23 protein-coding genes are annotated in these 24,407 nt (G+C 64.7%); 13 read left to right on the top strand and 10 right to left on the bottom strand.

The genetic code is table 11. The features are described 5' to 3' along the window. Positions 1-45: 45 nt before the first annotated feature. From ovoA to BSY238_RS16670, 4 genes are all read left to right on the top strand, one after another. Positions 46-2,181, top strand: a complete 2,136-nt coding sequence (gene ovoA / locus BSY238_RS16680; protein WP_069040757.1) for a 5-histidylcysteine sulfoxide synthase — start codon at positions 46-48, stop codon at positions 2,179-2,181. Between the two features lie 14 nt (positions 2,182-2,195). Continuing rightward, positions 2,196-3,362 carry a MalY/PatB family protein gene (locus tag BSY238_RS16675; RefSeq protein WP_190295035.1) on the top strand — a complete coding sequence of 389 codons (1,167 nt, stop codon included), beginning with the start codon at positions 2,196-2,198 and terminating at the stop codon, positions 3,360-3,362. A gap of 187 nt (positions 3,363-3,549) precedes the next feature. After that, a complete protein-coding gene (locus BSY238_RS18465) occupies positions 3,550-3,672 on the top strand; it encodes a hypothetical protein (protein WP_335625439.1) in 123 nt (40 codons plus the stop codon). A gap of 625 nt (positions 3,673-4,297) precedes the next feature. Then, entirely contained in the window at positions 4,298-5,263 is a 966-nt protein-coding gene (locus tag BSY238_RS16670) for an IS110 family transposase (RefSeq protein ID WP_069040143.1), read from the top strand. Between the two features lie 105 nt (positions 5,264-5,368). On the opposite strand, the gene BSY238_RS16665 is transcribed toward BSY238_RS16670, so the two are convergent. The 4 genes from BSY238_RS16665 to BSY238_RS16650 all read right to left on the bottom strand — a co-directional run bounded on the left by BSY238_RS16665 (position 5,369) and on the right by BSY238_RS16650 (position 10,847). Next, positions 5,369-6,496: an ABC transporter permease gene (locus BSY238_RS16665; RefSeq protein ID WP_069040142.1), complete on the bottom strand. Its 1,128-nt coding sequence runs from the start codon at positions 6,494-6,496 to the stop codon at positions 5,369-5,371. After that, entirely contained in the window at positions 6,496-9,264 is a 2,769-nt protein-coding gene (rbbA, locus tag BSY238_RS16660) for a ribosome-associated ATPase/putative transporter RbbA (protein WP_442922954.1), read from the bottom strand. The genes BSY238_RS16665 and rbbA overlap by 1 nt, the downstream gene beginning before the upstream one ends. Next, a complete protein-coding gene (locus tag BSY238_RS16655) occupies positions 9,216-10,301 on the bottom strand; it encodes an HlyD family secretion protein (protein WP_069040141.1) in 1,086 nt (361 codons plus the stop codon). The genes rbbA and BSY238_RS16655 overlap by 49 nt, the downstream gene beginning before the upstream one ends. A gap of 123 nt (positions 10,302-10,424) precedes the next feature. Then, complete coding sequence (locus BSY238_RS16650; protein ID WP_069040140.1) at positions 10,425-10,847, bottom strand: hypothetical protein; 423 nt, start codon at positions 10,845-10,847, stop codon at positions 10,425-10,427. Positions 10,848-11,283: 436 nt separating this feature from the next. Here BSY238_RS16650 and BSY238_RS16645 point away from each other — a divergent pair, with 436 nt between their 5' ends. Both BSY238_RS16645 and BSY238_RS18460 read left to right on the top strand, forming a co-directional pair. Beyond that, on the top strand, positions 11,284-11,808 hold the full coding sequence (locus BSY238_RS16645) for a hypothetical protein (protein ID WP_069040139.1): 525 nt from the start codon (positions 11,284-11,286) through the stop codon (positions 11,806-11,808). A 150-nt stretch (positions 11,809-11,958) separates the two neighbouring features. Next, a complete protein-coding gene (locus BSY238_RS18460; RefSeq protein WP_150123965.1) occupies positions 11,959-12,321 on the top strand; it encodes a hypothetical protein in 363 nt (120 codons plus the stop codon). Between the two features lie 49 nt (positions 12,322-12,370). Here the strand turns inward: BSY238_RS18460 and BSY238_RS16640 are convergent, their stop codons facing one another. Together BSY238_RS16640 and BSY238_RS16635 are read right to left on the bottom strand one after the other, a co-directional pair. Beyond that, entirely contained in the window at positions 12,371-13,090 is a 720-nt protein-coding gene (locus BSY238_RS16640) for a HEPN domain-containing protein (protein WP_069040138.1), read from the bottom strand. Beyond that, positions 13,087-14,196: a DUF262 domain-containing protein gene (locus BSY238_RS16635; RefSeq protein ID WP_069040137.1), complete on the bottom strand. Its 1,110-nt coding sequence runs from the start codon at positions 14,194-14,196 to the stop codon at positions 13,087-13,089. The genes BSY238_RS16640 and BSY238_RS16635 overlap by 4 nt, the downstream gene beginning before the upstream one ends. Positions 14,197-14,588: 392 nt before the next feature. Here BSY238_RS16635 and BSY238_RS16630 point away from each other — a divergent pair, with 392 nt between their 5' ends. Further along, on the top strand, positions 14,589-14,900 hold the full coding sequence (locus BSY238_RS16630) for a helix-turn-helix domain-containing protein (protein ID WP_223300186.1): 312 nt from the start codon (positions 14,589-14,591) through the stop codon (positions 14,898-14,900). Further along, positions 14,900-16,204, top strand: a complete 1,305-nt coding sequence (locus BSY238_RS16625) for a type II toxin-antitoxin system HipA family toxin (RefSeq protein WP_069040135.1) — start codon at positions 14,900-14,902, stop codon at positions 16,202-16,204. Before BSY238_RS16630 ends, BSY238_RS16625 begins: the two co-directional genes overlap by 1 nt. Before the next feature lie 92 nt (positions 16,205-16,296). On the opposite strand, the gene BSY238_RS16620 is transcribed toward BSY238_RS16625, so the two are convergent. Together BSY238_RS16620 and BSY238_RS16615 are read right to left on the bottom strand one after the other, a co-directional pair. After that, positions 16,297-17,247, bottom strand: a complete 951-nt coding sequence (locus BSY238_RS16620) for an alpha/beta fold hydrolase (RefSeq protein WP_069040134.1) — start codon at positions 17,245-17,247, stop codon at positions 16,297-16,299. 44 nt (positions 17,248-17,291) lie between these two features. Next, positions 17,292-17,720, bottom strand: coding sequence for an organic hydroperoxide resistance protein (locus BSY238_RS16615; protein ID WP_069040133.1), 429 nt, complete (start codon positions 17,718-17,720; stop codon positions 17,292-17,294). A gap of 122 nt (positions 17,721-17,842) precedes the next feature. On the opposite strand from BSY238_RS16615, the gene BSY238_RS16610 reads away from it, so the two are divergent. Next, positions 17,843-18,664, top strand: coding sequence for an AraC family transcriptional regulator (locus tag BSY238_RS16610; protein ID WP_069040132.1), 822 nt, complete (start codon positions 17,843-17,845; stop codon positions 18,662-18,664). A gap of 104 nt (positions 18,665-18,768) precedes the next feature. Here the strand turns inward: BSY238_RS16610 and pqqA are convergent, their stop codons facing one another. Together pqqA and BSY238_RS16600 are read right to left on the bottom strand one after the other, a co-directional pair. Beyond that, positions 18,769-18,843 (bottom strand): pyrroloquinoline quinone precursor peptide PqqA, encoded by a 75-nt coding sequence (gene pqqA, locus BSY238_RS16605; protein ID WP_083224124.1) that lies wholly within the window; start codon positions 18,841-18,843, stop codon positions 18,769-18,771. Between the two features lie 117 nt (positions 18,844-18,960). Further along, a complete protein-coding gene (locus BSY238_RS16600; RefSeq protein ID WP_069040130.1) occupies positions 18,961-20,106 on the bottom strand; it encodes an Eco57I restriction-modification methylase domain-containing protein in 1,146 nt (381 codons plus the stop codon). Between the two features lie 86 nt (positions 20,107-20,192). On the opposite strand from BSY238_RS16600, the gene pip reads away from it, so the two are divergent. The 4 genes from pip (at position 20,193) to BSY238_RS16580 (ending at position 24,391) form a co-directional block, all read left to right on the top strand. Continuing rightward, positions 20,193-21,164, top strand: coding sequence for a prolyl aminopeptidase (gene pip, locus BSY238_RS16595; RefSeq protein WP_069040129.1), 972 nt, complete (start codon positions 20,193-20,195; stop codon positions 21,162-21,164). Next, a complete protein-coding gene (locus BSY238_RS16590) occupies positions 21,161-22,507 on the top strand; it encodes an ATP-binding protein (RefSeq protein WP_069040128.1) in 1,347 nt (448 codons plus the stop codon). Before pip ends, BSY238_RS16590 begins: the two co-directional genes overlap by 4 nt. Before the next feature lie 18 nt (positions 22,508-22,525). Continuing rightward, on the top strand, positions 22,526-23,164 hold the full coding sequence (locus BSY238_RS16585) for a response regulator (protein ID WP_069040127.1): 639 nt from the start codon (positions 22,526-22,528) through the stop codon (positions 23,162-23,164). Positions 23,165-23,584: 420 nt separating this feature from the next. After that, entirely contained in the window at positions 23,585-24,391 is an 807-nt protein-coding gene (locus tag BSY238_RS16580; protein WP_069040126.1) for a S1 family peptidase, read from the top strand. The last annotated feature ends 16 nt before the right edge of the window (positions 24,392-24,407 follow it).

Below are 24,407 nucleotides of genomic sequence, written 5' to 3'. Positions count from 1 at the left end.
CGGCTGCCCTTCCAACACCCGCATCCGCCGGAGTATTACAAGAACATGCAAGCCCATCAGGATACGATTTTCCTGCGCACGCCCCGCCTCGACGCGACCGACCCGGACGCGCTGCGCAGCACGCTGCGCGACTACTTTCACGCCACCTTCAGCCGCTACGAACAGCTGTTCGAGGTGCTGGCCTGTGACGACGCGTACTACAAGAAACCGATTTCGCTGCGCCATCCGCTCATCTTCTATCTCGGTCATACCGCGACCTTCTTCATCAACAAGCTGCTGCTCGCAGGTCTGATCGACGAGCGCATCAACCCGCGCTTCGAATCGATGTTCGCGGTCGGCGTCGATGAAATGAGCTGGGACGATCTGAACGAGTCGAATTACGACTGGCCGAGCGTGCAGGCGGTGCGCGACTACCGCAACACGGTGCGCAGCGTGGTGGACCGCGTGATCCACGCTGCCCCGCTCGCCCCGCCGATCGGCTGGAACAACCCGTGGTGGGTCGTCATCATGGGCATCGAGCACGAGCGCATCCATCTCGAAACCTCATCGGTACTGATCCGGCAGAGCCGGCTCGATTACGTGCGCCCTCACCCGGCCTGGGAACCCTGCCGCGACGTCGGCGATGCACCGGACAACGCGCTGCACCCGGTCTCTGCCGGCGTCACGCAACTGGGCCGGCGGCGCGATGACCCGATCTACGGCTGGGACAACGAATACGCGCAGCGTGAAGTCGCGGTCGATGCCTTCCAGGCCAGTCGTTTCGTCGTCAGCAACCGCGAATTCCTCGAGTTCGTGGATGACGGTGGCTACGCGAACGAAGCCTGGTGGGAAGACGAAGGTCGTGCCTGGCGCGCCTGGCGCACCGGCGATGGTCACCAGACCGCACACCCCGAGTTCTGGGTCCGCACGGCCGATGGCTGGCAACTGCGGCTCATGCTCGAACAGGTGCCGATGCCATGGAACTGGCCGGTGGAAACGAATTACCACGAAGCCAAGGCCTTCTGTAACTGGAAGGCCGCACGCAGCGGCGCGCCGGTGCGGCTGCCGACCGAGGACGAGTGGTACCGCCTGTATGACGTGGCCGGCGTGACCGAAGTACCGGCAAACGGCGCAGCCGGCGCCAACATCCATCTCGATCACTGGGCGTCGTCCTGCCCCGTCGATGTCCACGCGCACGGCGACTTCTTCGACGTGGTCGGCAATGTCTGGCAATGGACCGAAACGCCGATCTACCCGTTCGCCGGCTTCGATGTGCACCCGACGTATGACGATTTCTCGACACCGACCTTCGACGCGCGCCACAACCTGATCAAGGGTGGCTCGTGGATTTCCTGCGGCAACGAGGCCACGCGCGCATCGCGCTATGCCTTCCGCCGTCATTTCTTCCAGCATGCGGGGTTCCGATACGTGGTGAGCGATACACCGGCCACAGCGCCAAACGTCTATTACGAAAGCGACCGGCAGTTGTCCGAGTACGCCGAATTCCATTACGGCGACGAATACTTCGGCGTGCCCAACTTCCCGAAGGCCCTGGCGCAGATCGCCATCGACGCCATGGGCGGGCGCCCGGCCCGCCGCGCCCTCGATCTCGGCTGCGCCACCGGCCGTTCCACCTTCGAGCTGGCACGCCACTTCGAGCACGTGACCGGCGTCGATTTCTCGGCCCGCTTCATCAACGCCGGCGTCCATCTGGCCGAACAGGGCGAACTGCGCTACACGCTTCCGGACGAAGGCGAACTGGTGTCGTACAAGACCCGCCGCCTGGCCGATATGGGGCTGGACGCGGTGCGCGGCAAGGTCGACTTCCAGCAGGGCGACGCCTGCAACCTCAAATCCGTGCTGACCGGTTATGACTTCATGCTGGCCGCCAACCTGATCGACCGGCTGTACGATCCGGCGGCCTTCCTGAAGTCGGTGCATGAACGCCTCAATGTCGGTGGAGTGCTGATGATCAGCTCGCCCTACACCTGGCTGGAAGAGCACACGAAACGCGACGACTGGCTGGGCGGCTTCAAGAAGGACGGCGAAAGCTGGACCACGCTCGACGGCATGAAGGCGATTCTGGGCGAACGCTTCCGCCTGCTCGGCAGTCCGCGCGACGTGCCTTTCGTCATCCGCGAAACGCGTCGCAAGCACCAGCACACGGTGGCCGAGGTCACGCTGTGGGAGCGCGTGCGCTGAATGAGGTGACCCATGTGAGCGTCGATTTCGACCGCCTCATTGCGCGCGACGGCACGGCCAGCGTCAAGCATGACGGGCGCGGCAGCTACTTCGGTACGACGGCCGTGACCCCGCTCTGGGTGGCCGACATGGACTTCGCGGCGCCGCCCGCCGTGCTCGATGCGCTGGCGGCGCGCGCCGCGCACCCGGTATTCGGCTACTCGCTCTACCCGGACGGTGCCTTCGATGCGCTGACCGGCTGGCTCGCAACGCGGCACCGCTGGGCGGTGGGGCGGGAATCGGTACTGATGTGCCCGGGCGTCGTGCCCACGCTGTATGCCGCGGTACAGGCCTTCGCTGACGCAGGTGAAGGCGTCATCGTGCAGCCGCCGGTGTACCCGCCCTTCTTCTCGGCCATCCGCGACACGGGCCGGCGCGTGATCGAAAACCCGCTGCTCGAGCGCGACGGCCGCTGGACCGTCGATCTCGATCACCTCGAGCGCTGCGCCGCCGACGGCGCGAAGCTGCTGCTGCTGTGCTCGCCGCACAACCCGGTCGGCCGCGTGTGGTCGCACGACGAGCTGGAGGGCATGCTGGGCGTGGCGCGCCGCCACGGGCTGGTCGTGCTGGCCGACGAAATCCACCACGACCTGATCTACCCCGGCCACACGCACATTCCGCTGGCCACGCTCGCGCAGCCGGGCGACCGCATCGTCACCACGGTGGCACCGAGCAAAACCTTCAACATTCCGGGGCTGGGCCTGTCGGCGCTGATCGCGGACGACGCCGAGCGGCGCGCGATCGAAAAGGTGTTCGGGCAATTGCACGTCAGCGCGTCCAACCCGTTCAGCGTCGCCGCATTCGAAGCGGCCTACCGCGACGGCGGCCCGTGGCTCGATGCGCTGATGAGCTATCTGGCGGGCACGCGCGACGCCGTCATGCAGCTCGCCGCACAGCAGTTGCCGGGCATCCGCGCGGTGCCGCCTGAAGGCACCTACCTGATCTGGCTGGACTGTCGCGCACTCGGGCTGAACGACAGCGCACTGCGCGACTTCTTCGTCGGCGGCGCACAGGTCGGCATGAACCCCGGCATCACGTTCGGCACCGGCGGTCGCGGCCACATGCGGCTCAACCTGGCGTCGCCCCGTGCAGTCATTCTCGATGCGCTCGGGCGGATCGAACAGGCGCTGTCACGGCGCTGAGCGGCCCTTGTGGGAGCGAGGGAGTGGCGGCGTGTGTTGGACCTGCCCTGTGGGAGAGGCCATGTTGGAGAGGCCAGATGGCAGCTGCGACGGTTTTGTGGGAGCGGCGGCCTCGCCGCGATCGGCGCGTTGATCAACGATCATCGCGGCATCAATCGCGGCGAGGCCGCCGCTCCCACAGCTCGGCATGAACCCGGGCATCACCTTCGGCACCGGCGGCAGCGGTTTCATGCGGCTCAACCTGGGTTCGCCCCGTGCAGTCATTCTCGATGCGCTCGGGCGGATGGAGCAGGCGTTGTCACGGCGCTGAGCGGCCCTTGTGGGAGCGAGGGAGCGGCTGCCTGTGTTGGACCTGCCCTGTGGGAGAGGCCATGTTGGAGAGGCCATATGGCAGCTGCGACGGTTTTGTGGGAGCGGCGGCAGCGGTTTCATGCGCCTCAACCTCGTTTCGCCCCGTGCAGTCATTCTCGATGCGCTCGGGCGGATGGAGCAGGCGTTGTCACGGCGCTGAGCGGCCCTTGTGGGAGCGAGGGAGCGGCGGCGCTTTTGTGGGAGCGGCGGCCTGTGTTGGACCTGCCCTGTGGGAGAGGCCATATGGCAGCTGCGACGGTTTTGTGGGAGCGGCGGCCTCGCCGCGATCGGCGCGTTGATCAACGATCATCGCGGCATCAATCGCGGCGAGGCCGCCGCTCCCACAGGCGCCGCTTGTATGTTCTGCCTCGGCAAGCTGTAGTGAGAACTTGTCGGGGTGGAGGGACTAACGCCGCTTCTGGCTTTTGCACAGACCGTGGGAGATATCGTCCCGCCCCTCACCATCGAGCACCCATGAGGAATCCATCGACGCGGCCCTCGCCGGCCCTGATCGACCATATCCTGCAAGCGATTGCCTGGTGAGTCCCGACAAGTCCCTAAACCTTAGTCGGGAGCGCCTGTTCATGACAAGTCAGCCTGCGCCGATTTACATCGGCATCGACGTATCCAAAGCCAGCCTCGATATCGCACTGGGCGAGCACGGCCCGGTGCAGCGCATCGACAACACCCCTCTAGCCATCCGGGCCTGGCTGCGCACCTTGCCCAGCGGCCCGCTGCACATCGGCTGCGAGGCCACCGGCACCTACCACCTCGCGCTGCGCGACGCCGTGATCAAGGCCGGGCACCCGCTCTACCTGATCGACGGCTACCGCCTCTCGCGCTACCGCGGCGCCACCAGCGTGCGGGCCAAGACCGACCCGATCGACGCCCGGCTCATCGCCCGCTACGTCGCCAAAGAGGGCACGCACCTGCGCCCCTACACGCTGCCGCCCGAGGCCACGCAACGCGTGCAGCAACTGCTGCGTCGTCGCGCCACCCTGGTCCGGACCGCCGTCATCTTGCGCCAGAGCCTGTCCGATCTGCCCGGCTTCAAGCGCGAGGTGCGCGCCTTGCTGGCCCGGGCCGACCGGCTCGCCCAGCAGATTCAGGCCCAGATCGTGGAAAAGCTCAAAGCCAGCGACTGGATCGACGATCACCGCCGCTGCCAGGGCATCGAAGGCGTCGGCCCACTCACCGCCGCCGCCTTGTGCGCGACCTTCCATCGGGGCGCCTTCACCCGTGCAGACGCCTTCATCGCCTATCTCGGCCTCGATGTGTGCGTGCGCCAATCGGGCAACCAGCACGCCCGCGGCACCCTGAGCAAAAAGGGCGACCCCGAGCTACGCCGACTCCTGCACAACGCCGCCATGGCAGCCAGCCCATCCGACACCTGGAAGCCTACCTACCAAGCCTTCATCGCCCGCGGCTTCTCCCGCACCCAGGCCCTTGTCGCCCTGGCACGAAAGATCGCTCGCGTTGCCTTCTCTCTGATGAAAACCGGCACTCAATACCAACCCGGAGGGCTCAAAAACACTTGTGCTCAGACATAGAATCTCCCACAGGCGCCGCTCCCACAGGCGCCGCTCCCACAGGCGCCGCTCCCACAGGCCGCCGCTCCCACAGGCCGCTGATCCCACAGGCCGCCGTTCCAGCATTCAACCCTGCGCCGCGATGCTGCGCCGGAACATCAGCAGCGACGCAACGAAAAAGGCGAGTGCGATGGCGGCCATGGCCAGCAGGCTGGGCCACACCACGTCGAGCCCGGCGCCACGGTAGAGCACTGCCTGGGCCAGACTGACGAAATGCGTGGTGGGTGCGAACAGCATGATGTCCTGGACCACCTCCGGCATGCTTTCGCGCGGCGTCATGCCGCCGGACAGCAGTTGCAGCGGCAGCACGACGAGAATCATCATCAGGCCGAGCTGCGGCATGTTGCGCGACAGCGTGCCGATGAAGATGCCGAGCGAGGTGGTGGCCAGCAGCTGCACCAGCGTGCCGGCCATGAACAGCGGGATCGAGCCGGCGATCGGCACGTCGAGCACGCGGCCGACCACGAAATACAGCGACAGTCCGACCGCGATCCACACCACCAGCGCCATCGACCACACCTTGGCCAGCATGATTTCGAAGGCGCCGAGCGGCATCACCAGCAGGTGTTCCAGCGTGCCGTGCTCGCGCTCGCGGATCAGCGCGGCGCCGGTCAGGATGACCGACAGCATGGTCACGTTGTTGATGATTTCCATCACGCTGCCGAACCACGAACTGGTCATGTTCGGATTGAACATGACGGTCGGCGCCAGCGTGATCGGCGCGGCCGCCTCGCTGCGCCGGTGCTGCACGAACTCGCCCACTTCGCCCAGCACGATGTTCTGGATGTAGCCGGCGCCGATGAAGGCCTGGCTGACGCGCATCGCGTCGATGTTCACCTGGATCACCGGCTGCTGCCCGGCCAGCACGTCGCGCTCGAAATCGGGCGGGATGTTCAGCACGAAGGTGTAGATGCCGGCATCCAGCCCGGCGTCGACCTGCGATTCAGTGATCATGTCCGGCGGCTTGAAGTACGGCCCGTAGAACGACCCCGCGATGCGCGAGGACAGCACCGACTGGTCTTCGTCGACGATGGCGATCGGCGCGTTGTGCAGCTCCTGCGAGGTCGCCGTCGACGCGGTGTAGATGCCGCCGCTGAACGCCCAGACGATCATGATCAGCAGCACCTTGTCGTTCCACAGGCTCAGCAGCTCCTTCATGCCGAGCCGCCAGGCATTGAGCAGGCGCACCTTCATCACCGCTCCTGCTTCTTCAGCAACAGCACGCTGAGCAGCGTCAGCACCGGCACGAAGGCGAGCATCGCGAGAAAGTCCATGTAGACGTCGCGCAGGCCGAGCGCCTTGGTGAACAGGCCGCGGCTGATGTTCAGGAAGTAGGTCGCCGGAAAGAAGGTGCCTATCGTGCGCCCTGCCCCTTCGAGCGACGACACCGGGTGGGTCAGGCCGGAGAAGGTGACGGTGGCGAGCATGGTGACCACGGCCGTGGCGGCCAGCGCGGCGATCTGGGTGCGCGCGAAGGACGACATCAGCAGGCCGATGCCGGTGGTCGCCGTCACGAAGATGAGCGCCGCCACGCTCAGCGTGAACAGGCTGCCCTTGAGCGGCACCCCGAACACGTACACGGCCAGCGCGACCAGCCCGTAGAAGCTGATCATGCTGACGCCGATGTAGGGCAGTTGCTTGCCGAGCAGGAATTCGAGCCGGGTCACCGGCGTGGCGTACAGATTGGTGATCGACCCCAGCTCCTTCTCGCGCACCACGCCGACCGCCATCAGGATGGCCGGAATGAAGGTGAGCAGCAGCGGAATCACCGCCGGCACCATGGCATAGACGCTCTTGAAGTCCTGGTTGTAGCGGTAGCGCATGTCGAGCCGCGCCGGCGCCTCCTGCACCGCGCCGACCTGCCGGCGGGCCGCCTGCTGCAGGAAATCGGCATGCAGGCCCTGCACGTAGCCCAGCGTCGTTTCGGCACGGAAGGGCATGGCGCCATCGACCCAGACGCCGATTTCCGCCGCCTGTCCGCGGCGCAGGTCGCGTCCGAAATCGGGCGGGATTTCGAGCGCCACGCTCAGTTCGCCGGCCTTCATGCGCCGGTCGAGTTCGGCGCTGCCGGCCAGCGGCGGCTGTTCGAGAAAGTAGCGCGAGCCGGCCATGTTCTCCACATAGGCGCGGCTTTCCGGCGACTGGTCGCGGTCGAGCACGGCGAATTTCAGATCCTCGACATCCATCGAAATGCCGTAGCCGAGTATCAGCACGAGAATGACCGAACCGAGCAGCGCGAACGTGAGCCGCACCGGATCGCGCACCACTTCCAGCCACTCGCGGCGCGCGTAGGCGAACAGGCGCAGCAGGCTGAAGGCGCGGCGTTCGGTGCTCACCTTGCGGGTGGCGACGGCCGCGACGGACGCTGCGGCAGGCCGGTCCGCCTCGCCGGTGGCTTCTTCGAGACAGGCGATGAAGGCGTCTTCGAGCGACGCCGCATTGCGTTCGGCGACCAGCGCCGCCGGGCTGCCGCTGGCCAGCACGCGGCCGGCATGCATCAGCGATATCCGGTCGCAGCGTTCGCCTTCGTTCATGAAGTGGGTCGACACGAAGATCGTGACGCCGTCCTTGCGCGACAGATCGATCAGCAGGCGCCAGAAACCGTCGCGGGCGACCGGATCGACACCCGAGGTCGGTTCGTCGAGGATGAGCATTTCCGGCTTGTGGATGACCGCGACGGCCAGCGACAGGCGCTGGCGGATGCCCAGCGGCAGGCCGGCGGCCTGCGCATCGACGTAGCCCGCCAGTCCGAAGCGATCGACCATGTCCTGCACGCGCGGCGCCACGTCCGCCGCCGGCAGGTGGAACAGTTGCGCGTGCAGCACCAGGTTCTGGCGCACGCTCAGTTCGCCGTACAGTGAAAAACCCTGGGTCATGAAGCCGACGCGGCGGCGCGTGTCGAGATCGCCGGCATCGACTTCATGACCGAACAGCAGCGCCCTGCCCGAGGTGGGCGGCAACAGGCCGGTGAGCATTTTCATGGTCGTCGTCTTGCCGCAGCCGTTCGACCCGAGAAAGCCGAAGATTTCCCCGCGACCGATCTCGAAATCGACGTGATCGACCGCGGTGAAATCGCCGAACTGCATGGTCAGACCTTCGGCGACGATGGCCGGGCCGTCGCCCTGCACGACGCGCGGCGGCACGACCAGCGCGGCGTGGCCGCGGCGCTTGTCCGGCGGCAGCAGTTCGATGAAGGCAGCGTCGAGATCCGTCGTGCCGGTGCGCGTCAGCAGGTCGGCCGGACTGCCGGTGGCCAGCACGCGGCCGTCGTCCATCGCCACCAGCCAGTCGAAGCGCTCCGCCTCGGCCATGTAGGCGCTGGACACCAGCACGCTCATGCCGGGACGGCGCGCGCGCATGCGGTCGATCAGCTGCCAGAACTGGCGGCGCGACAGCGGATCGACGCCGGTGGTCGGCTCGTCGAGGATCAGCAGGTCGGGGTCGTGGATCAGCGCGCAGCACAGGCCGAGCTTCTGTTTCATGCCGCCGGACAGCTTGCCCGCCGGCCGGTCGCGGAAGGGCGTGAGCCCGGTGCTGTCGAGCAGCTCGGCGATGCGCGTCTCGCGCTCGGCCGATGACTGGCCGAACAGGCGGCCGAAGAAGTCGACGTTCTCGAACACCGACAGCGTCATGTAGAGGTTCTTGCCCAGCCCCTGCGGCATGTAGGCGATGCGCGGACACACGGCTTCCCGGTGAGGGCGGCTTCCCATGTCGCCGCCCAGCGTTTCGACCGTGCCCTGCTGGATGACGCGCACGCCGGCCACCAGCGCCATCAGGCTGGACTTGCCGACGCCATCCGGTCCGATCAGGCCGACCATGCAGGCCGACGGAATGTCCAGATCGATCGCGTCGAGCGCCACCGTGTCGCCATAGCGCAGGCCCACGCCGGCCAGCCGGGCGACGCCGGTTCCGGTCATGGCTGCGCGGGCATGGCCACCGGCGGCGGCACGGTCGCCGGCCACGGCGCGCCGGCGTCCAGCCTCACCCAGGCCACGCCGGGCAGACCGGTCTTGACCTGCTTGGCGTAGGCCCGAAGCAGTTCGGGCGGAATCTTCACGCGCACGCGGAACATCAGCTTTTCCCGCTCGGTGCGCGTCTCCACCGACTTCGGCGTGAATTGCGCCTGCGGCGACACGAAGCTCACGCTGGCCGGAATCGAAATGTCGGGCCGCACGTCGAGCACGATGCGCGCCTCGCTGCCGATGGCCACGCGCCCGGCCTGCGAGGTCGGCAGGAACAGCGTCAGGTAGACGTCGGTGATGTCGAGCAGCGTCAGCACCTTGCCACCGGCGGGCAGCACCTCGCCCGGCTCGGCGAGCCGGTACAGCACGCGGCCATCGGCCGGCGCGACCAGCACCGCGTCCTGCAGGTCCACGCGCATGCGCTCGACCCGCGCCTGCGCGGCCTCGACCGCTGCCGCCGCCTGCACCACCGCCGCACGGGCCACCTCGATCGACGACTGCGCGCCCTGCATCTGCGACACGGCGGCTCGGGTCACCTCTTGCGCCGTCTGTTTCGCGGTGCGGTCGACGTCGAGCTTCTGCGCTGAAATGAACCCCTTGTCGACCAGTTGCTGCGTGCGTTCGATGTCCTTTTCGGCCAGCGCCATCTGGCCCTGTCGCTGCGCCACCACCGCGCCGGCGGTGGCGACGTCGCTGCGCCGCTGGGCGACCGCCGCGATCGCCGCCACATGCGCCGCCTTCGCCTGCGCGACCTGGGCTTCGGCCATGTGCAGTTCGGCCTCGAGTGCGCGCACATCCATGCCGGCAAGGGTCTGCCCGGCGCTGACATCATCGCCTTCGCGCACCGTCACGCTGGCCAGGCGCCCGCCGGTCTTGCTGGCGACATCGATTTCGGTCGCTTCGATGCGACCGTTGCCCGAAGCGAAGGCGTCAATCGGCGGTGGCGACTGGAAGTGCTTCCACGCGAAGAAGGCTGCGATGGCCAGCAGCGCGATGGCGATCGGCACAAGCCAGGGGCGTGAACGGGGTTCTGACATTCGGGCGGTCCGGAAACAAGCGAGGGATCACTGCAGGCGGCCGGCATACGGCCTCGCCCCCATAGTGCGCGTCTCCGGCGCGCGTGTATTGACCTTCGGCAAGCCGGCGCGACGAATCGGGCGTCAGCCCGGCAGCGACAGCACGAACGACAGGATGATGAGCAGCGGGTAAGGGAAAGCCACCGTCGGCTTCAGCGCACTCTTCGCGTACTCCATCAGCAGCCCGACAGCGCCCGGGCGTGTGGCCTGCCATTCCGTGTGCAACTGGCACGCCGCGTACTCCGACGCGCCATCGGCGATCAGCGCTTCCACCTTCAGCAATCGCTGACCCAGGCGCGCCTGCACCGTGCGCAGCATCGCCTCGATCACCCAGACGATGGCGATCAGCGGTGCCGCCAGCTCGAACGGAAAACCGAACAGCGCGGCGCCTGCGGTCAGCGCCACCGCCGCGACCTTGATACCGACCGCGCAACGCTCGTGGCGCTCGTGGTCCTGCTGCAGCGTGGCCCATTCGGTCTGGAGGGGTGACAAGGTGGAAGCGTTCATATGTGCGGCAGCGAGACCGGAAAGAAGCAGGAAAGGCCGCAATCTATCCACTGACAGCGCGGCATGCCCGGGCATGCGTCAAGCTTCTGCTTCGAAAAGCAGCGAAGCATGTGACTACCATGGCCACGGCCCCAACCCTCGCCGCACAGGTGCGAAAGGGAGAAGTCACCCTAACGACCTTGCGCATTGGGGCGCGCCCCATCGCGTCACCACTCGGATAAATGACTGATGGAACAGACACCGTGGACATGCTCCACTTGCCTGACATACAAGGGGTGAGGTTTTTGTGTTCGTTTAACAGGTAGTTATCCGGCACACGGCGCGCCAACCCACTGAAAACAAAAGAAGTCCCCCATGAAAATCCTTTGTGTTTATCCGGCACCGTCCATAGCTGTGGCGCAAAACTGCGCCAGAAAACAACGTTAGGCCCCGCAAAATGCCGATTGAGCACGCCACCCTCCGAAAGACAACTCAGCGCTCGCCGCATGCGTTTACGGCGGTCGAAGACGTCGCCAAGAAACTGCTTGAATACCTGAACGAAATTGAAGTCCAGGAAAGAATCGCCCTTGTTCACAAGTTGGGCGCGTCAAGCGTCGAAGTTCAGCGAGCAGTATTGCCTGGTGTGCAAGCGCTAGGCTTCACTCCCGAGAAGAAGGGGCTATTTCAAACATATGCCGTTCCTGCTCTTCGTCCCGACTATTACTTGAAGATCGAAGACACCGGGATCTTGCTAGAAGTTGAACGCGGCAAGACGACGACAAATAATATGGACCTTCTTGATTTCTGGAAGTGCCATATCTGTGAACACGCCGAATATCTATTTCTTCTTGTTCCCCAAGCACGGCCGAGCGAAAGGGGAAGTGTTATGCGGCATTTCAAGCAAGCACAAAATCGCCTTAGCACATTCTTCATTCCAAAAAATTATGCAAACGTCGAAGCCGTATTTCTTTTCGGCTACTAGCGCGGCGGGGCCTAACCCCTCGCTCAACCGGAGCAGCTACGGCAAGCCACCTTGGCCCGAACTGAGGTACGCGGTACATTCTCGCAGCTCGGGCCAAGGCGTCCTGCCTCCACTGGCCGGTTAGCTCGAACGCTAGCCGTCGGGAGCGCCATGGGACATTTCTACTTCGACGAAACAATTCAGGAGCGGGGAGGTTTCATCATTGGAGCGTTTGTCTATTCGACAAACGACGTCACCCCGGAGGTCTATTCGGCTATTGAGAAAGTCGGATTGCGCCCTGGAGTGGACGAGTTCAAGAGCGGAACCCGCATGGATCGCAGTCCCAAACAGGCGGAACTGCGCAGCCGCCTTATGGAAATTCTAAGTAACACTCGCGTTGGCATAGTTGTTGTACCGACCACAGAGCGTGCATTGCTCGGCCATCACGCACTACTTGGGCTACGAAAGATCCTCTCCGCTAACGGCCTCGCAGATAAACCGCATAGTAAATCGGGGACAGACCACGATCCTTAGACTGTGAACTTTGATGATTAAAAATCGTGGTCTGTTCCCTATTTTCTGCTCACGCCATAGCGCGGTTCCACGCTAATCGAGTCATTGCCGCAGAGCAGAAGTGATCCGCTATGCACCGATCTACTGCAGCGACGAACTCTTGCATCTGATCCAGTCGGTCGCGAAAGTCACGCTTGCCGAACCCAGGTGGCACATGCCCGTCATGAGCAATTGCGGTGCGAAGATCGTTAAGTGAGGTCAAAGTCAACTCAGCATTGAAGCGCCCGGCCGCGCTAGCAACGGCCCACAGGTTTCGAACCCCAAGTCGTCGAAACAGTTGAGGCATGTTCCGAGGCGACGGATACTTCTTCTTATCCAAAAATGCTGAAGGATCCAGTTGTATTGCCAGGCCGCCTGCATGCCATGCAACAACCTTGCGCGCAACTCCGCCAACCTTTCCTAGAAGTGCCGCCTCATCTTCGCTCGTGGCGAATCGTCGGTACTCCGCTCCGACCTCATCACCGCGATGTATAAGGTACCCAACCATCAGATCAGGCAGGCTGTCCAGCGGCGGAGCCGCCGTCTGAACTGCCTGCAGAGCATCCTCAACTACGGTCTTAACGAATACCTCCATTTGGGCGAACGCAAAGACGTAGTAAGCCGCCAGCAGCCTGGAACCGCCAAAGCCAGGCAGCCTCGCAGCGGGAGGATAGAGTTGCGTGAGCTCAGCGCGCGTCTGACCAAGTTGCAGCTCAAACTCTCGCCGCGCGCGGCTGCGTCGATAGCTCATAAATTCTTCAGTAGCGCGCCGACCTTCTGAACTCGTCCTTGCAGCGCGGCTTTGTCACTAGTCGCTAAAGTCACGCTCTTACTGAACTCGTGATCTTTCTCGAGATCTGCGTAGGCTTTCTTTAGTTCGTCTTTCTTTCCCGTGAGGACTCCCACCCTTGTGTCGCTGACCTTGGCGCACGAGAGCATTTGTGCGTCGTAGACAGCAGCATTGAACTTCGAGCGGCCGTCGCGCGAGAACGAAAACGCCTGGGAACCAAACAACTGAACTACGCGTTTATGGGCCTTCCGAATCGTCGCGTCTAGCTCCTCGAGTTCCTCAGGCGCTATAAGCCTGTTGTCCTCTGCGAATACTGAGAGAAACGTTGCCAATGGCTTTTCGTACGACCCTAGCCCCTTGTTCAATGCCCAGAATCGTATGACAAGTTCCTCGGCCTTCATCCGTTTGTCCTTACGCATGCCGAGGTGCTTTTCCAATCCAAGGTCAGCCGCAACCTTTGAGGCGCGCTTGAGCAATGGACCATAGTAGAGGCCATGTCGAAGTTCTTGCCTCGTTAGTGCAACTGCTCCCGAATTTAGTCGCTCGAAAACATCAAACTTCACCTGCGGATGCGTATCTTTGAGGATTGCCGTACATCTGAGAACACGATTGCTAATATGCCGTTGAAACCGCTTATCCAACTCGGAGTACTTCAAGCCACTCAGCTCGGGGTAGCTGGTTAGCCCAATCAGTGCAAACTCATCGCCCACAAATCGATGCAAGCTTTTTAGGCGCTGGTTTCCATCAATCACGGAGAATGTTTCATCCTTCTCCTGATTAAGATAAATTACAGGGATTGGACATTGAATGATCAGTGATTCGATAAGTCGCGAAGCTTGACGATCGCTCCAGACATACCGACGCTGAAACTCAGGAATTACAACCTCATTTTTCGCCATCATCCCGAGAATCGTCGAAACAGAGAAGTCATACTGGTCGGTCCGAAGAATTCGACGCTCTGGAGGGATCTGTAGAATTGCTTCTTCAATCTCGTCGTCCGGCTCCTGCGGAAACAGAACATCGGCCAGCGCCTCTTGGTCTGCGGTGATCAATTTCTTGGTGACCATGCTTTTCCTTTAATGTATGCGCTACTGTAGCGTCACTCGAGAACGGCGGCTACGAGAATAAATGGGGTCAGACGTCATTTATTTCCCGGTACCACAATCGCCCACCCGAGCACGCGTCAGCCTTTCGCGACGACACCTCGCGACGTGATCCCGGCCTCGGCATCGTTCGCGACATCCGAGCCGCCTCGACGCCAGCCCGGCGTGCATGTTCGCAGGCGTAGCTGGCGACCCCGACGGGACGTCCTTGCCGAACCGAACCCACCTTCCTGTGTCGTCAAGACGCCCACAAGAAGCGCAGTTCTCCCGCACTGCTCGGTCGACTATAATATTCCCGATAGCAACCTTAATAATATATAAGAAGCCCTATCGGAATACTTAATATGGACTTCCCAGTGCCTCTGCCGGTCGAACGGGCGATCCGGAAGCTTGGCAGCGACATCTCCCTTGCCCGCCGTCGGCGGCACATTTCGCAGGCCTCGCTCGCCGAGCGCATGGGCGCGTCCCTGTCCACCGTGCGGCGCATGGAGCAAGGCGACCTGCGGGTTCCCATTCACTTCTTTGCCCGCGCGCTTCACGTCTTCGGCGAAATACAGTCGCTGGAAAACCTGCTGGACACGACGAAGGATGACATCGGCCTGACCCTGATGGACGAAAACCTGCCCAAGCGCGTGCGCAGCAAGGCCGGTACGTCGGGGGCGCTCTGATGACGGCGTCCACCCCGACCCGTCGGCAGATTCAGGTCTGCATCGGCAAAGCGGGTCTGCCCGTCGGCTCGCTCGTCTATGTGCGGCAAGGCCGGCGCGAGCACAGCACCTTTGCTTATGAGCCATCCTGGCTGGACACCCCGGCGCGCTTCAACGTGTCGGCCGACCTGCAACTGATGACGGGCTACCAGCCGCACAAGGCGCGCTCGCCGCACGACTCGGTCTTTCATGGCGCCGTCGCCGATACCGCGCCCGACGCCTGGGGGCGGCGCGTCATCGCCCGCGCCCACGCCAAGCGCCGCAAGGCCGATCCGCAACTGCCGGCCCTCACCGAACTGGATTACCTGCTGGCGGTGGATGACTTCAGCCGCGTCGGCGCGCTGCGCTTGCGCGATGCGGAGGGAGACTGGCACCGGACGACGCCCGAAGGACGGCGCAGTACTCCGCCCTTGATCGACCTGCAGCGCATTTACCAGGCCAGCCGCGCCGTCGAGCGCGGACAGGAGACGGCCGAGGACTTGCGCTACCTGCAGGGCAAGGGCACCTCGCTTGGCGGTATGCGACCCAAGTGCACCCTGGTGGACGAAGATGGCCGGCTCGCCATCGGCAAATTTCCCAGCGTGGGCGATACGCGCAGCGTCACCCGCGGCGAGGTGCTGGCGCTGAAGCTCGCAGCGCGCGCAGGCATCGAGGCCGCGCCCGCGCGCATCGTTCTGCTGGGCGACGAGGGAAACGAAGTGCCTGTGGCCGTGATCGGCCGCTTCGATCGCGATGACGCCGACGGCCGCATTCCCTACCAGTCGGCGGCATCGCTGCTGCAGGCCTCGCGCGAGGAGGATCGCAGTTACACCGAGATCGCCGACGCCCTCCGCACCCACGGCCACGCGCCCACGCAGGACGTGCAGCAGCTCTGGCGTCGCATGGCGTTCAATCTGCTGATCACCAACGTGGACGACCACCTGCAGAACCACGGCTTCCTGCACGTGGCCCACGGCCAATGGCGTCTCGCGCCTGCTTTCGACATCAACCCGTTTCCGGACAAGGACCGGGAATCCAAAACCTGGTTGTCGGAGCAGGACGGGCCGATCACCGACGTGCAGATGCTGCTGGCCCGCTCGTCGTACTTCGCACTGGGCAAGGAGCAGGCCTTGTCGGTGCTGAAAGAGGTCCACGCGGCGGTCTGTCGATGGAGGCAAGTCGCGCTGGCCCCGGAGGTCGGACTGCAGGCAGACGAGCTGGACGATTTCGCGCCGGCTTTCGAGCACGAACAGATGGAACAGACTGGCGCGCTACTCGGGCGGTAGACGCGGGCAAAGGGCACTTGCCTGCGGAAATCCTGCGCAACCGGGCGCGACACGGCACCCATCCAGAGTATCCGGAACGGGTGCCGCAGCGCTTACTTGCGCACGAAATCCAGCAAGTCCTGGTTGAGCCGATCCTTGTGCGTATCGGTGATGCCGTGCGGCGCACCCGGATAGACGATCAGTTCGGCGTTGCGGATCAGCGCCGCGGACGCCTTGCCGGACAGGTCGAGCGGCACGATCTGGTCGTCGTCGCCGTGGATCACCAGCGTCGGCACGTCGAACTTCTTCAGGTCGGCGCGGAAATCGGTGGCCGAGAACGCCGCGATCGAGTCGTAGGTGTTCTTGTGCCCCGCCTGCATACCCTGCGCCCAGAAGGACTGGATCAGCCCCTGCGACGGCTTGGCACCCGGACGGTTGTAGCCGTAGAACGGGCCCGATGCGATGTCCAGATAGAGCTGCGAGCGGTTTGCCTGCGAGCCCTTGCGGATGCCGTCGAACACCTCGATCGGCAGGCCGCCCGGGTTGTCGGCGGTCTTCAGCATCATCGGCGGCACCGAACTGACCAGCACCGCCTTCTTCACACGCAACGTACCGTGGCGACCGATGTAGCGCGCGACTTCGCCGCCACCGGTCGAGAAGCCGACCAGGGTCACGTCCTTCAGGTCGAGCGCCTTGATGACGGCGGCCAGATCGTCGGCATAGTGGTCCATGTCGTTGCCGTCCCACGGCTGGCTGGAGCGGCCGTGGCCGCGCCGGTCGTGGGCGACCACCCGGTAGCCCTGCGACGCGAGGAACAGCATCTGCGATTCCCAGCTGTCGGAACTGAGCGGCCAGCCGTGGCTGAAGGTGACGACCGGGCCGCTCTTCGGGCCCCAGTCCTTGTAATAGAGCTGCACGCCGTCGCGGGTGGTGACGTAGTTTTCGGTCTTCTTGACCACGGCAGCGGAGCGGGTCGCGGCCTTGACGGGCTCGGCGGCATGGGTCGGTGCTGCGAGGGCAGCGGCCAGCACGGTCAGTGCGAGGGCATGGCGAATGGCTTTCATGATGGATTCCTTTCTGTGTCGGGGACGATGTCTGTTCGGGAAGTTCAGTCGGCGATGACCAAGGTCACGTCGATGTTGCCGCGGGTGGCGTTCGAGTACGGGCACACGATGTGCGCCTTCGCGACCAGCGCTTCGACCTGCTCGCGCGGCAGGCCGGGCACGGCGATGGTCAGTTCGACCTCGATGCCGAAGCCGGTCGGGATGGCGCCGATGCCGACGCGGCCGGTGATCTGCGTGTCGGCCGGCAGCGCGACCTTGTTCTGGCCGGCGACGAACTTCAGCGCGCCAAGGAAGCAGGCCGAATAGCCGGCGGCGAACAGTTGCTCGGGATTGGTGCCGGCACCGCCGGCGCCGCCCAGTTCGCGCGGGGTCGACAACTGCAGGTCGAGCACGCCGTCTGACGATACGGCGCGGCCTTCGCGGCCTCCGGTGGCGGTGGCCTGAGCGGTGTAGAGGACTTTTTCGATGGACATGGCTGACTCCTGTGTATTGAGTGAATGAGGCAATGCCGGTTGGCAGGACGAACTTTGCGCCGGCGCTCGATACCAAACGCAACGTATAGTCCTGAAAACTTCACCTGGAGTATCGAAGCACCATGACCGACAGACTTGAAGCCTTGCTGGCGCACTTTTCGGTCAGCGCGCGCGTGTTCAACACCGGCGCGCTGTGCGGCCTCACCGAACTGGACGCCGGTGACAGCGGACGCATGCACCTGATCCGCGCGGGCGAAGTCGCCATTCATCACTCGGCAGGCATCGAGCACGTGACCCGGCCCAGCCTGCTGCTGTTTCCGCGACCGCTTGCCTACCGTTTCGTCACCGACCCGACACGGGGCGCCGACTTTGCGTGCGCGCGGATGCTCTTTTCCGGCGGCGCAGCCAACCCGATCGCCGCGGCGTTGCCGGACTTCACCTGTCTGGCGCTGGACGACATCCTCGGTGCGGGACCGGTGCTGGATCTGCTGTTCGACGAGGCGTCAAATCAGTACTGCGGCCGTCAGGCGGTGCTCGATCGATTGTTCGAAGTGGTGCTCGTGCAGGTGCTCAGACACCTGATGGAAGACGGCCAGACCGGCGCGGGCATGCTGGCCGGACTGTCGCACCCGCGCCTGCGCCTAGCACTGGTGGCGATGCACGAGAACCCGGCGCAGGACTGGTCGCTGGAGGCGCTCGCCGCGCGTGCCGGCATGTCGCGCAGCGTCTTTGCGAATGCTTTTCGCGACACCGTGGGCTGCACGCCGGGTGCCTATCTGCAGCGCTGGCGCATCGGCCTGGCCGAGCAGGCACTGCGTCGGGGGCGAACGCTGGCGCTGATCGCCGATGAAGTCGGTTACGGAGGAGAAGCCGCGCTGTCGCGTGCCTTCAAGGCACAGACCGGGCTGTCACCGCGGCAGTGGCGCGAGGCGCACAAGCGGTGACGAAGGGGGCGGGGCATGCGGCGGCGCAAGCCTTGATGCGGCATTCGCGACGCACCAAAGAAAAAAGCGGGCAATGCCCGCTTTTTCTTATCGCAACGCTGAGATCAGCGGTTGGCGATGTACATCGTGATTTCAAAGCCAAAACGCAGGTCGGTCGCCTTCGGGGTTTGCCAGTTCATGTGTGTCTCCTCGATGATTTCGCTTCGCTTCACAGCAACGCGCTGTGCATGAACTGAATAGTGCGCCGATGCCCGGCGCGTCACCTCGGGCCGGTCACGAAAGAAGGCTCAGGATTTTCATGAGAGCAAGGCGCGGAAGTCGTCCGGCAGCACGCAGGTCTGCAGGCTGCGCTGCGTGAACAGGAAGCGCCCGTCGCACACGAAGCCCAGTTCTTCCCAGTCGACCGCATCGTTGAGCAGGCTCGCGGCCCGCGCGATGTCGAGCGCCGGCGAGCGCGCGAACAGCGCGAGCACGGCACCGTCGTAATGCGGGCAGTCATGCAGGAAGAACGGACGCGGCTTGCGCGTCTTGCCATTCACGTAGATGCGCGCAGCGTCCGAGCGGTGATGCACCCTGCCCCAGCGCCACCAGTTGTGCTCGCCGAACGGCCGCACGCGGCGCGCCAGCAATCGGGCCTTGTGCTGTTCCAGCCAGTCGTTGCGCACATCGAAGAAGGCGCGCCGCGTCCGGCCGGTGTCGACGGTGCTGGAACAGACGAATTCCATATTGCCTTCCGGATGCACGAACACGTCGTCCGCACCGGACACGGCGCCCACGCGCACGTCGAACAGTGCCGACAGCGGCACGCCGTAGTCGCCGCGCAGGAACATGAGCTGCCCCTGTTCGCAGTGAAAGCGCCGGCCGTCGTGCATGCGCCGGTCCGCGCGTCCCTTCTCGAAGCGGAATACCGCGCAGTTCGGCACATAGGCGCCGAACACGCGCGAGTCGCCGGTTTCGATGAAGTCGGTGATGCTGCCCTGCTCGAACAGCCAGGCATTCAGCCGACGGGCCGCGGTCAGCTTGGTGAATTCGCGCGGCACGATGAAGATGAGTTCGCCGCCCGGATTCAGGTGGCGCACGCATTTCTCGATGAAGAACAGGTACAGGTTGCTGCGCAGGTCGAACAGCGCGCTGGCGAGCCGGGCACGCGTGGCCGGCAGGATGTCCTGGTGCCGCACATAGGGCGGATTGCCGATGATGGTGTCGAAGCGCTCGGCGGTCGGATAGTCGAAGAAATCCATGACCTGCGCGCCGGCCGGCGCCACCGACGGATCGAGCTCGATTGCGGTGCAGCCGGGCAGGCGCGACGAGAACGCGCCGTCGCCGGCCGAAGGCTCGAGCACCCGCCCGGCATTGCGACGCAGCGCGAGCATCTGCGCCACGACATCGTCGCGGGTGAACACCTGCCCGTACTGTTCCACCCGATGGTTGCGGTCGTCCATGGCGCGATTGTCACATGGCCGGTGTCGTGCAGGCATGCATGGGCTAACATCGACGCCCGACCGAACCGCCCGACCACGCGCCGCCCATGCTGCATCCTCCGATTGAACCGTACGACACCGGCTGGCTTGACGTCGGGCATGGCCATCGCCTGTACTACGAACAATGCGGCAATCCGGACGGCGGGCCCGCACTGTATGTACACGGCGGTCCGGGTTCGGGCTGCTCGCCGCGCCAGCGCCGCTTCTTCCATCCGGAGCGCGATCGCGTCGTGCTGTTCGACCAGCGTGGCTGCGGCCGCAGCACACCGGGCGGCGACATCGCCCACAACCACACCGATGCGCTGGTGGCCGACATCGAGGCGCTGCGCGCCCATCTGGGCATCGAACGCTGGCTGGTGTTCGGCGGTTCATGGGGCTCGACGCTTGCTGCCGTCTGGGCGGCGCGCCATCGCGCAGCGTGCAGCGGGCTCATCCTGCGCGGCATCTTCCTCGCCGGGCGCGCTGATCTCGACTGGTTTTTCCACGGCGCGGCGGCCCTCGCCCCCGAGGCGCACGGCGCGCTGATGCAGGCGGTGCCGGCGCGCTGGCGCGACCGCATCGTCGTGTGGCTCGACCGCGCGCTGTCGTCAGGCGATCAAGCGCGCGTCGATCACGCCGTGCTGGCCTGGCGCAACTGGGAACACGCCCTCGGCAGCTGGCCGCACACCGGACTGCCTGCTGCACCCACCGACGACGAATGGCCGGCACTGCGCACGCGCTACCGCGTGCAGGCGCACTACCTCGCCCACCGCTGCTTTCTCGGCGAAGCGAAGGTGCTCGATGCCATCGCGCATCTGCACGGACTGCCGGTGGCCATCGTGCATGGCAGCCACGATATGGTGTGCCGGCCACAGAACGCCTGGCGCGCGCACCTCACCGCACACGGCAGCAAACTGGCCTGGGCGCAGGGGGCTGGACACGACCCCTTCCATCCAGCCAGCGCAGCGCTGCTGGTGTCGGCCGTCGATGCCCATGCGCGCGCGGGCGACTTCGCGGACTGGCCGGGAGGATCCGCATGAGCCTGCGCCTGAAACTGAATCTGCTGATCGCGCTGGTCATCCTGACCTTTACCAGCACGATGCTGACGCTGGAACTGATGGGCACGCGACGCGCTGTCAGCGAAGAGATCGAGGCGGCGAACCGGGTAGCCACGCAACTGCTGTCGCGCGTCACGCTGGTCTATGCCAATACCGGCTCGCCCGCCCTGGTCGATTTCCTGCACCGGCTGGGCCGGGTGCGTGCAACCGAAATCCGCCTGGTCGACGGCAGCGGCACCGAACTGTATGCATCACCGCCGTCGCCCTACAAGGCGGGGCGTGAGGCGCCGGACTGGTATTCCGACACCATCCTTCCGCGCCGGCCGCGGCAGGAAATCACGCTGACCGATGGCGCAAAACTGGTGGTCGAGGCCGATGCCTCGCGCGCCATTCTCGACGGCTGGGACGAAGCCGTGCACCTGCTGATCGCGGGCACGATTGCGCTGGTATTGGGCAATGCGCTGGTGTTCTGGCTGGTCGGGCGGGCCACGCGGCCGTTCAACCGCATCGTGCGCGGGCTGGAACAGATGCGCGCGGGCGACTACCACACGCGACTCGAAGACCTGCCCGGACGCGAAGCCGGCTCGATGGCGCAGGCGTTCAACCGCATGGCGCAGTCGATCGAAGACAACATGACGGCGCGGCAGGAAGCGCTCGAGGCGCGCAGCCATCTGGAAGAAAACCGCGAACTGACGCAATTCATCCAGAGCCGCATCGAGGAAGAGCGACGCGACATCGCACGCGAGCTGCACGACGAAATGGGCCAGGCGGTCACGGCGATCAAGAGCATGGGTCTGTCGATCGCCCGGCGTGATGTGCAGAGCGATCCGCGCAGCGCCGAGGCGGCACAGCTCATCGTCGATACGGCCGATCATCTGTACGACGTCATGCACAGCATCATTCCGCGCCTGCGCCCGCTGGCGCTCGACAATCTCGGACTGGAAGATGCGCTGGACGACCTCGTTGCCGAATGGCGGCGCCATCACCCGCACATGCAGTTCGAACTGCAGATGTCCGATCTGCCGGACGCACCGGGCGATTCGTTCAAGCTGGCGGCCTACCGCATCGTGCAGGAAGCCGTGACCAATGCGCTGAAGCACGCCAGTGCAGGGAAAATCATGATTTCACTGCGCGGCACTGAACAGTTCCTGCATCTGACAGTCGAGGATGACGGGAGCGGGCTGGCCGAAGGCTGGGCACACAAGCGCGGCCACCACGGCGTGCGCGGCATGCGCGAACGTGCGCAGGCACTCGGCGGCGAACTGGAGGTGACGGCGCGTGATGGCGGCGGCACGCAGGTCGTGGCTCGACTGCCACTCGAATAAGACAGGGGAGACAACAGGATGGGCCCGATCAAGGTGATGCTGGTCGACGACCATGCGGTGGTGCGCATGGGCTTCAAGCTGCTGCTGGCCGCGTGCGAGGACATCGAGGTGGTCGGCGAGGCGGACAGCGGCGAAACCGCCTATGTGCGCTATGCCGAGCTTAAGCCGGACGTGGTGGTGATGGATCTGTCGATGCCCGGCATGGGCGGCATCGAGGCGGTGCGCCGCCTGACGGCGCGCGACAAGGGCGTGCGCATCCTGGCGCTGTCGGCACACGAAGACACGGCGCATCCCAAGCGCGTGCTCAAGGCAGGCGCCACCGGCTACCTGTCGAAGCGCGGTGCGCCGGAAGCGCTGATCGACGCGGTGCGCACGGTGGCCGCCGGGCGCATGTATCTGGACGCCGAGATTGCGCAGAAGCTGGCGATGCAGGACGTGACCGGTGCGCAGAACCCGGTCGAGGCGCTGTCGGAACGCGAATTCGAAGTGTTCATCCACCTCGCGCGCGGCCAGTCGGTGAACCAGATCGCGGAAACCCTTCATCTGTCGACCTCGACCATCGGCACCCATCTGTACAACGTGAAGCAGAAGCTCGGCGCATCCAATCAGGCCGAGCTGACGCTGATTGCGCTGCGCAACGGGCTGATCGAAGCCTGACTTCGGCCCGACGCGGCAACCGCACCACAACGGGGCACCCTGCATCACGGTGCAGCGTCCGCTGCACTGTTTACCCGCCCGTACCGAGTGGCAATTTGCAACGTCGGACGGTTGGGCGTCGCAGACTTCAACGCTCGCGCGACGCCCTCTTCATCCTTTGTCCCACACGTCAATCATGCGGCAACGCACAAAACCGGCTGCGTTGCGCCCTGTGACGTCATTTCTGCCATAAAGACCATGTTTACAGGACCCGGACGTGAGTGCCCTCCCGCACAGACACGAGGGCTTGGCACGATTTACGCTTAGTGTTGTGCACCGCACCAAGCTGAAAAAACCCACAAGGTTCCACCACATGTTCCGTTAGTCCATTCATCGCCGCCGGGCTTCATCCAATGCCAGACGGCTGCAAGGAGAATCATCATGCGCATCCCCGGATTGCTGTTGATGCTGTTGTTTGCCACCGGCGCCCAGGCGAGCGCCGAGCGCTACATACAGCTTTCGATGCACATGGTGAAAATCCTTGCCGCGGCACCCGACGGCCGCATCAACAGCGGCACCGGCGTGCAGCTCGATGCCAGACACGTGATCACCAACTGCCACGTGGTTGGCCGTGCGCAGAACGTCATCGTCGCGCGTGGCAGCACCGGCGTGCCGGCGCAGGCGCGTTCGGTCGATACGCGGCACGACCTGTGCCTGCTGAGCATCGCGCAGCCGATGGCGCGCCCGGTCGAAGTGTCGTCGTCGCGCACGCTGAAGATCGGCGACGAAGTGCATGCCATGGGATTTTCCGGCGGCAAGGCGCTGTCGATGAGCGTCGGAAAGGTCACTGCACTGCACGAAATGGACAACGCGGCGGTGATCGAAACAGACGCCCAATTCCAGCAAGGCGCATCCGGTGGCGCGCTGTTCGATTCAGAAGGCCGGCTGGTCGGCGTGCTGACCTTCTTCATCCCGGGCATGAAGCGTCACTTCGCGGTGCCGACCGAATGGATGCAGGCCGGGCTGGACAATGCACAGGACGTGGAAATGCCGGTCGCCGCCACGGCGCCGCCCTTCTGGGCGGCAGCCGAAGCGGACAAGCCGTTCTTCCTGCGCGCCATCCAGCACGAAAACGACCAGGAATGGGACCGCCTGCAGGCCGTCACCCAGGAATGGGTCGAAGCGGAGCCGCGCAATGGTGCGGCGATCGAAGCCGCCGTGCGCGCCAGCCGTCTGCCGCCGCGCTGAACGCATCCGAAAAAAT

The organism is Methyloversatilis sp. RAC08 (assembly GCF_001713355.1).
Taxonomy (GTDB): Bacteria; Pseudomonadota; Gammaproteobacteria; order Burkholderiales; family Rhodocyclaceae; genus Methyloversatilis.
Note: the sequence above shows the minus strand (reverse complement) of the source record. Positions and strands in the feature narration are given on the sequence as shown.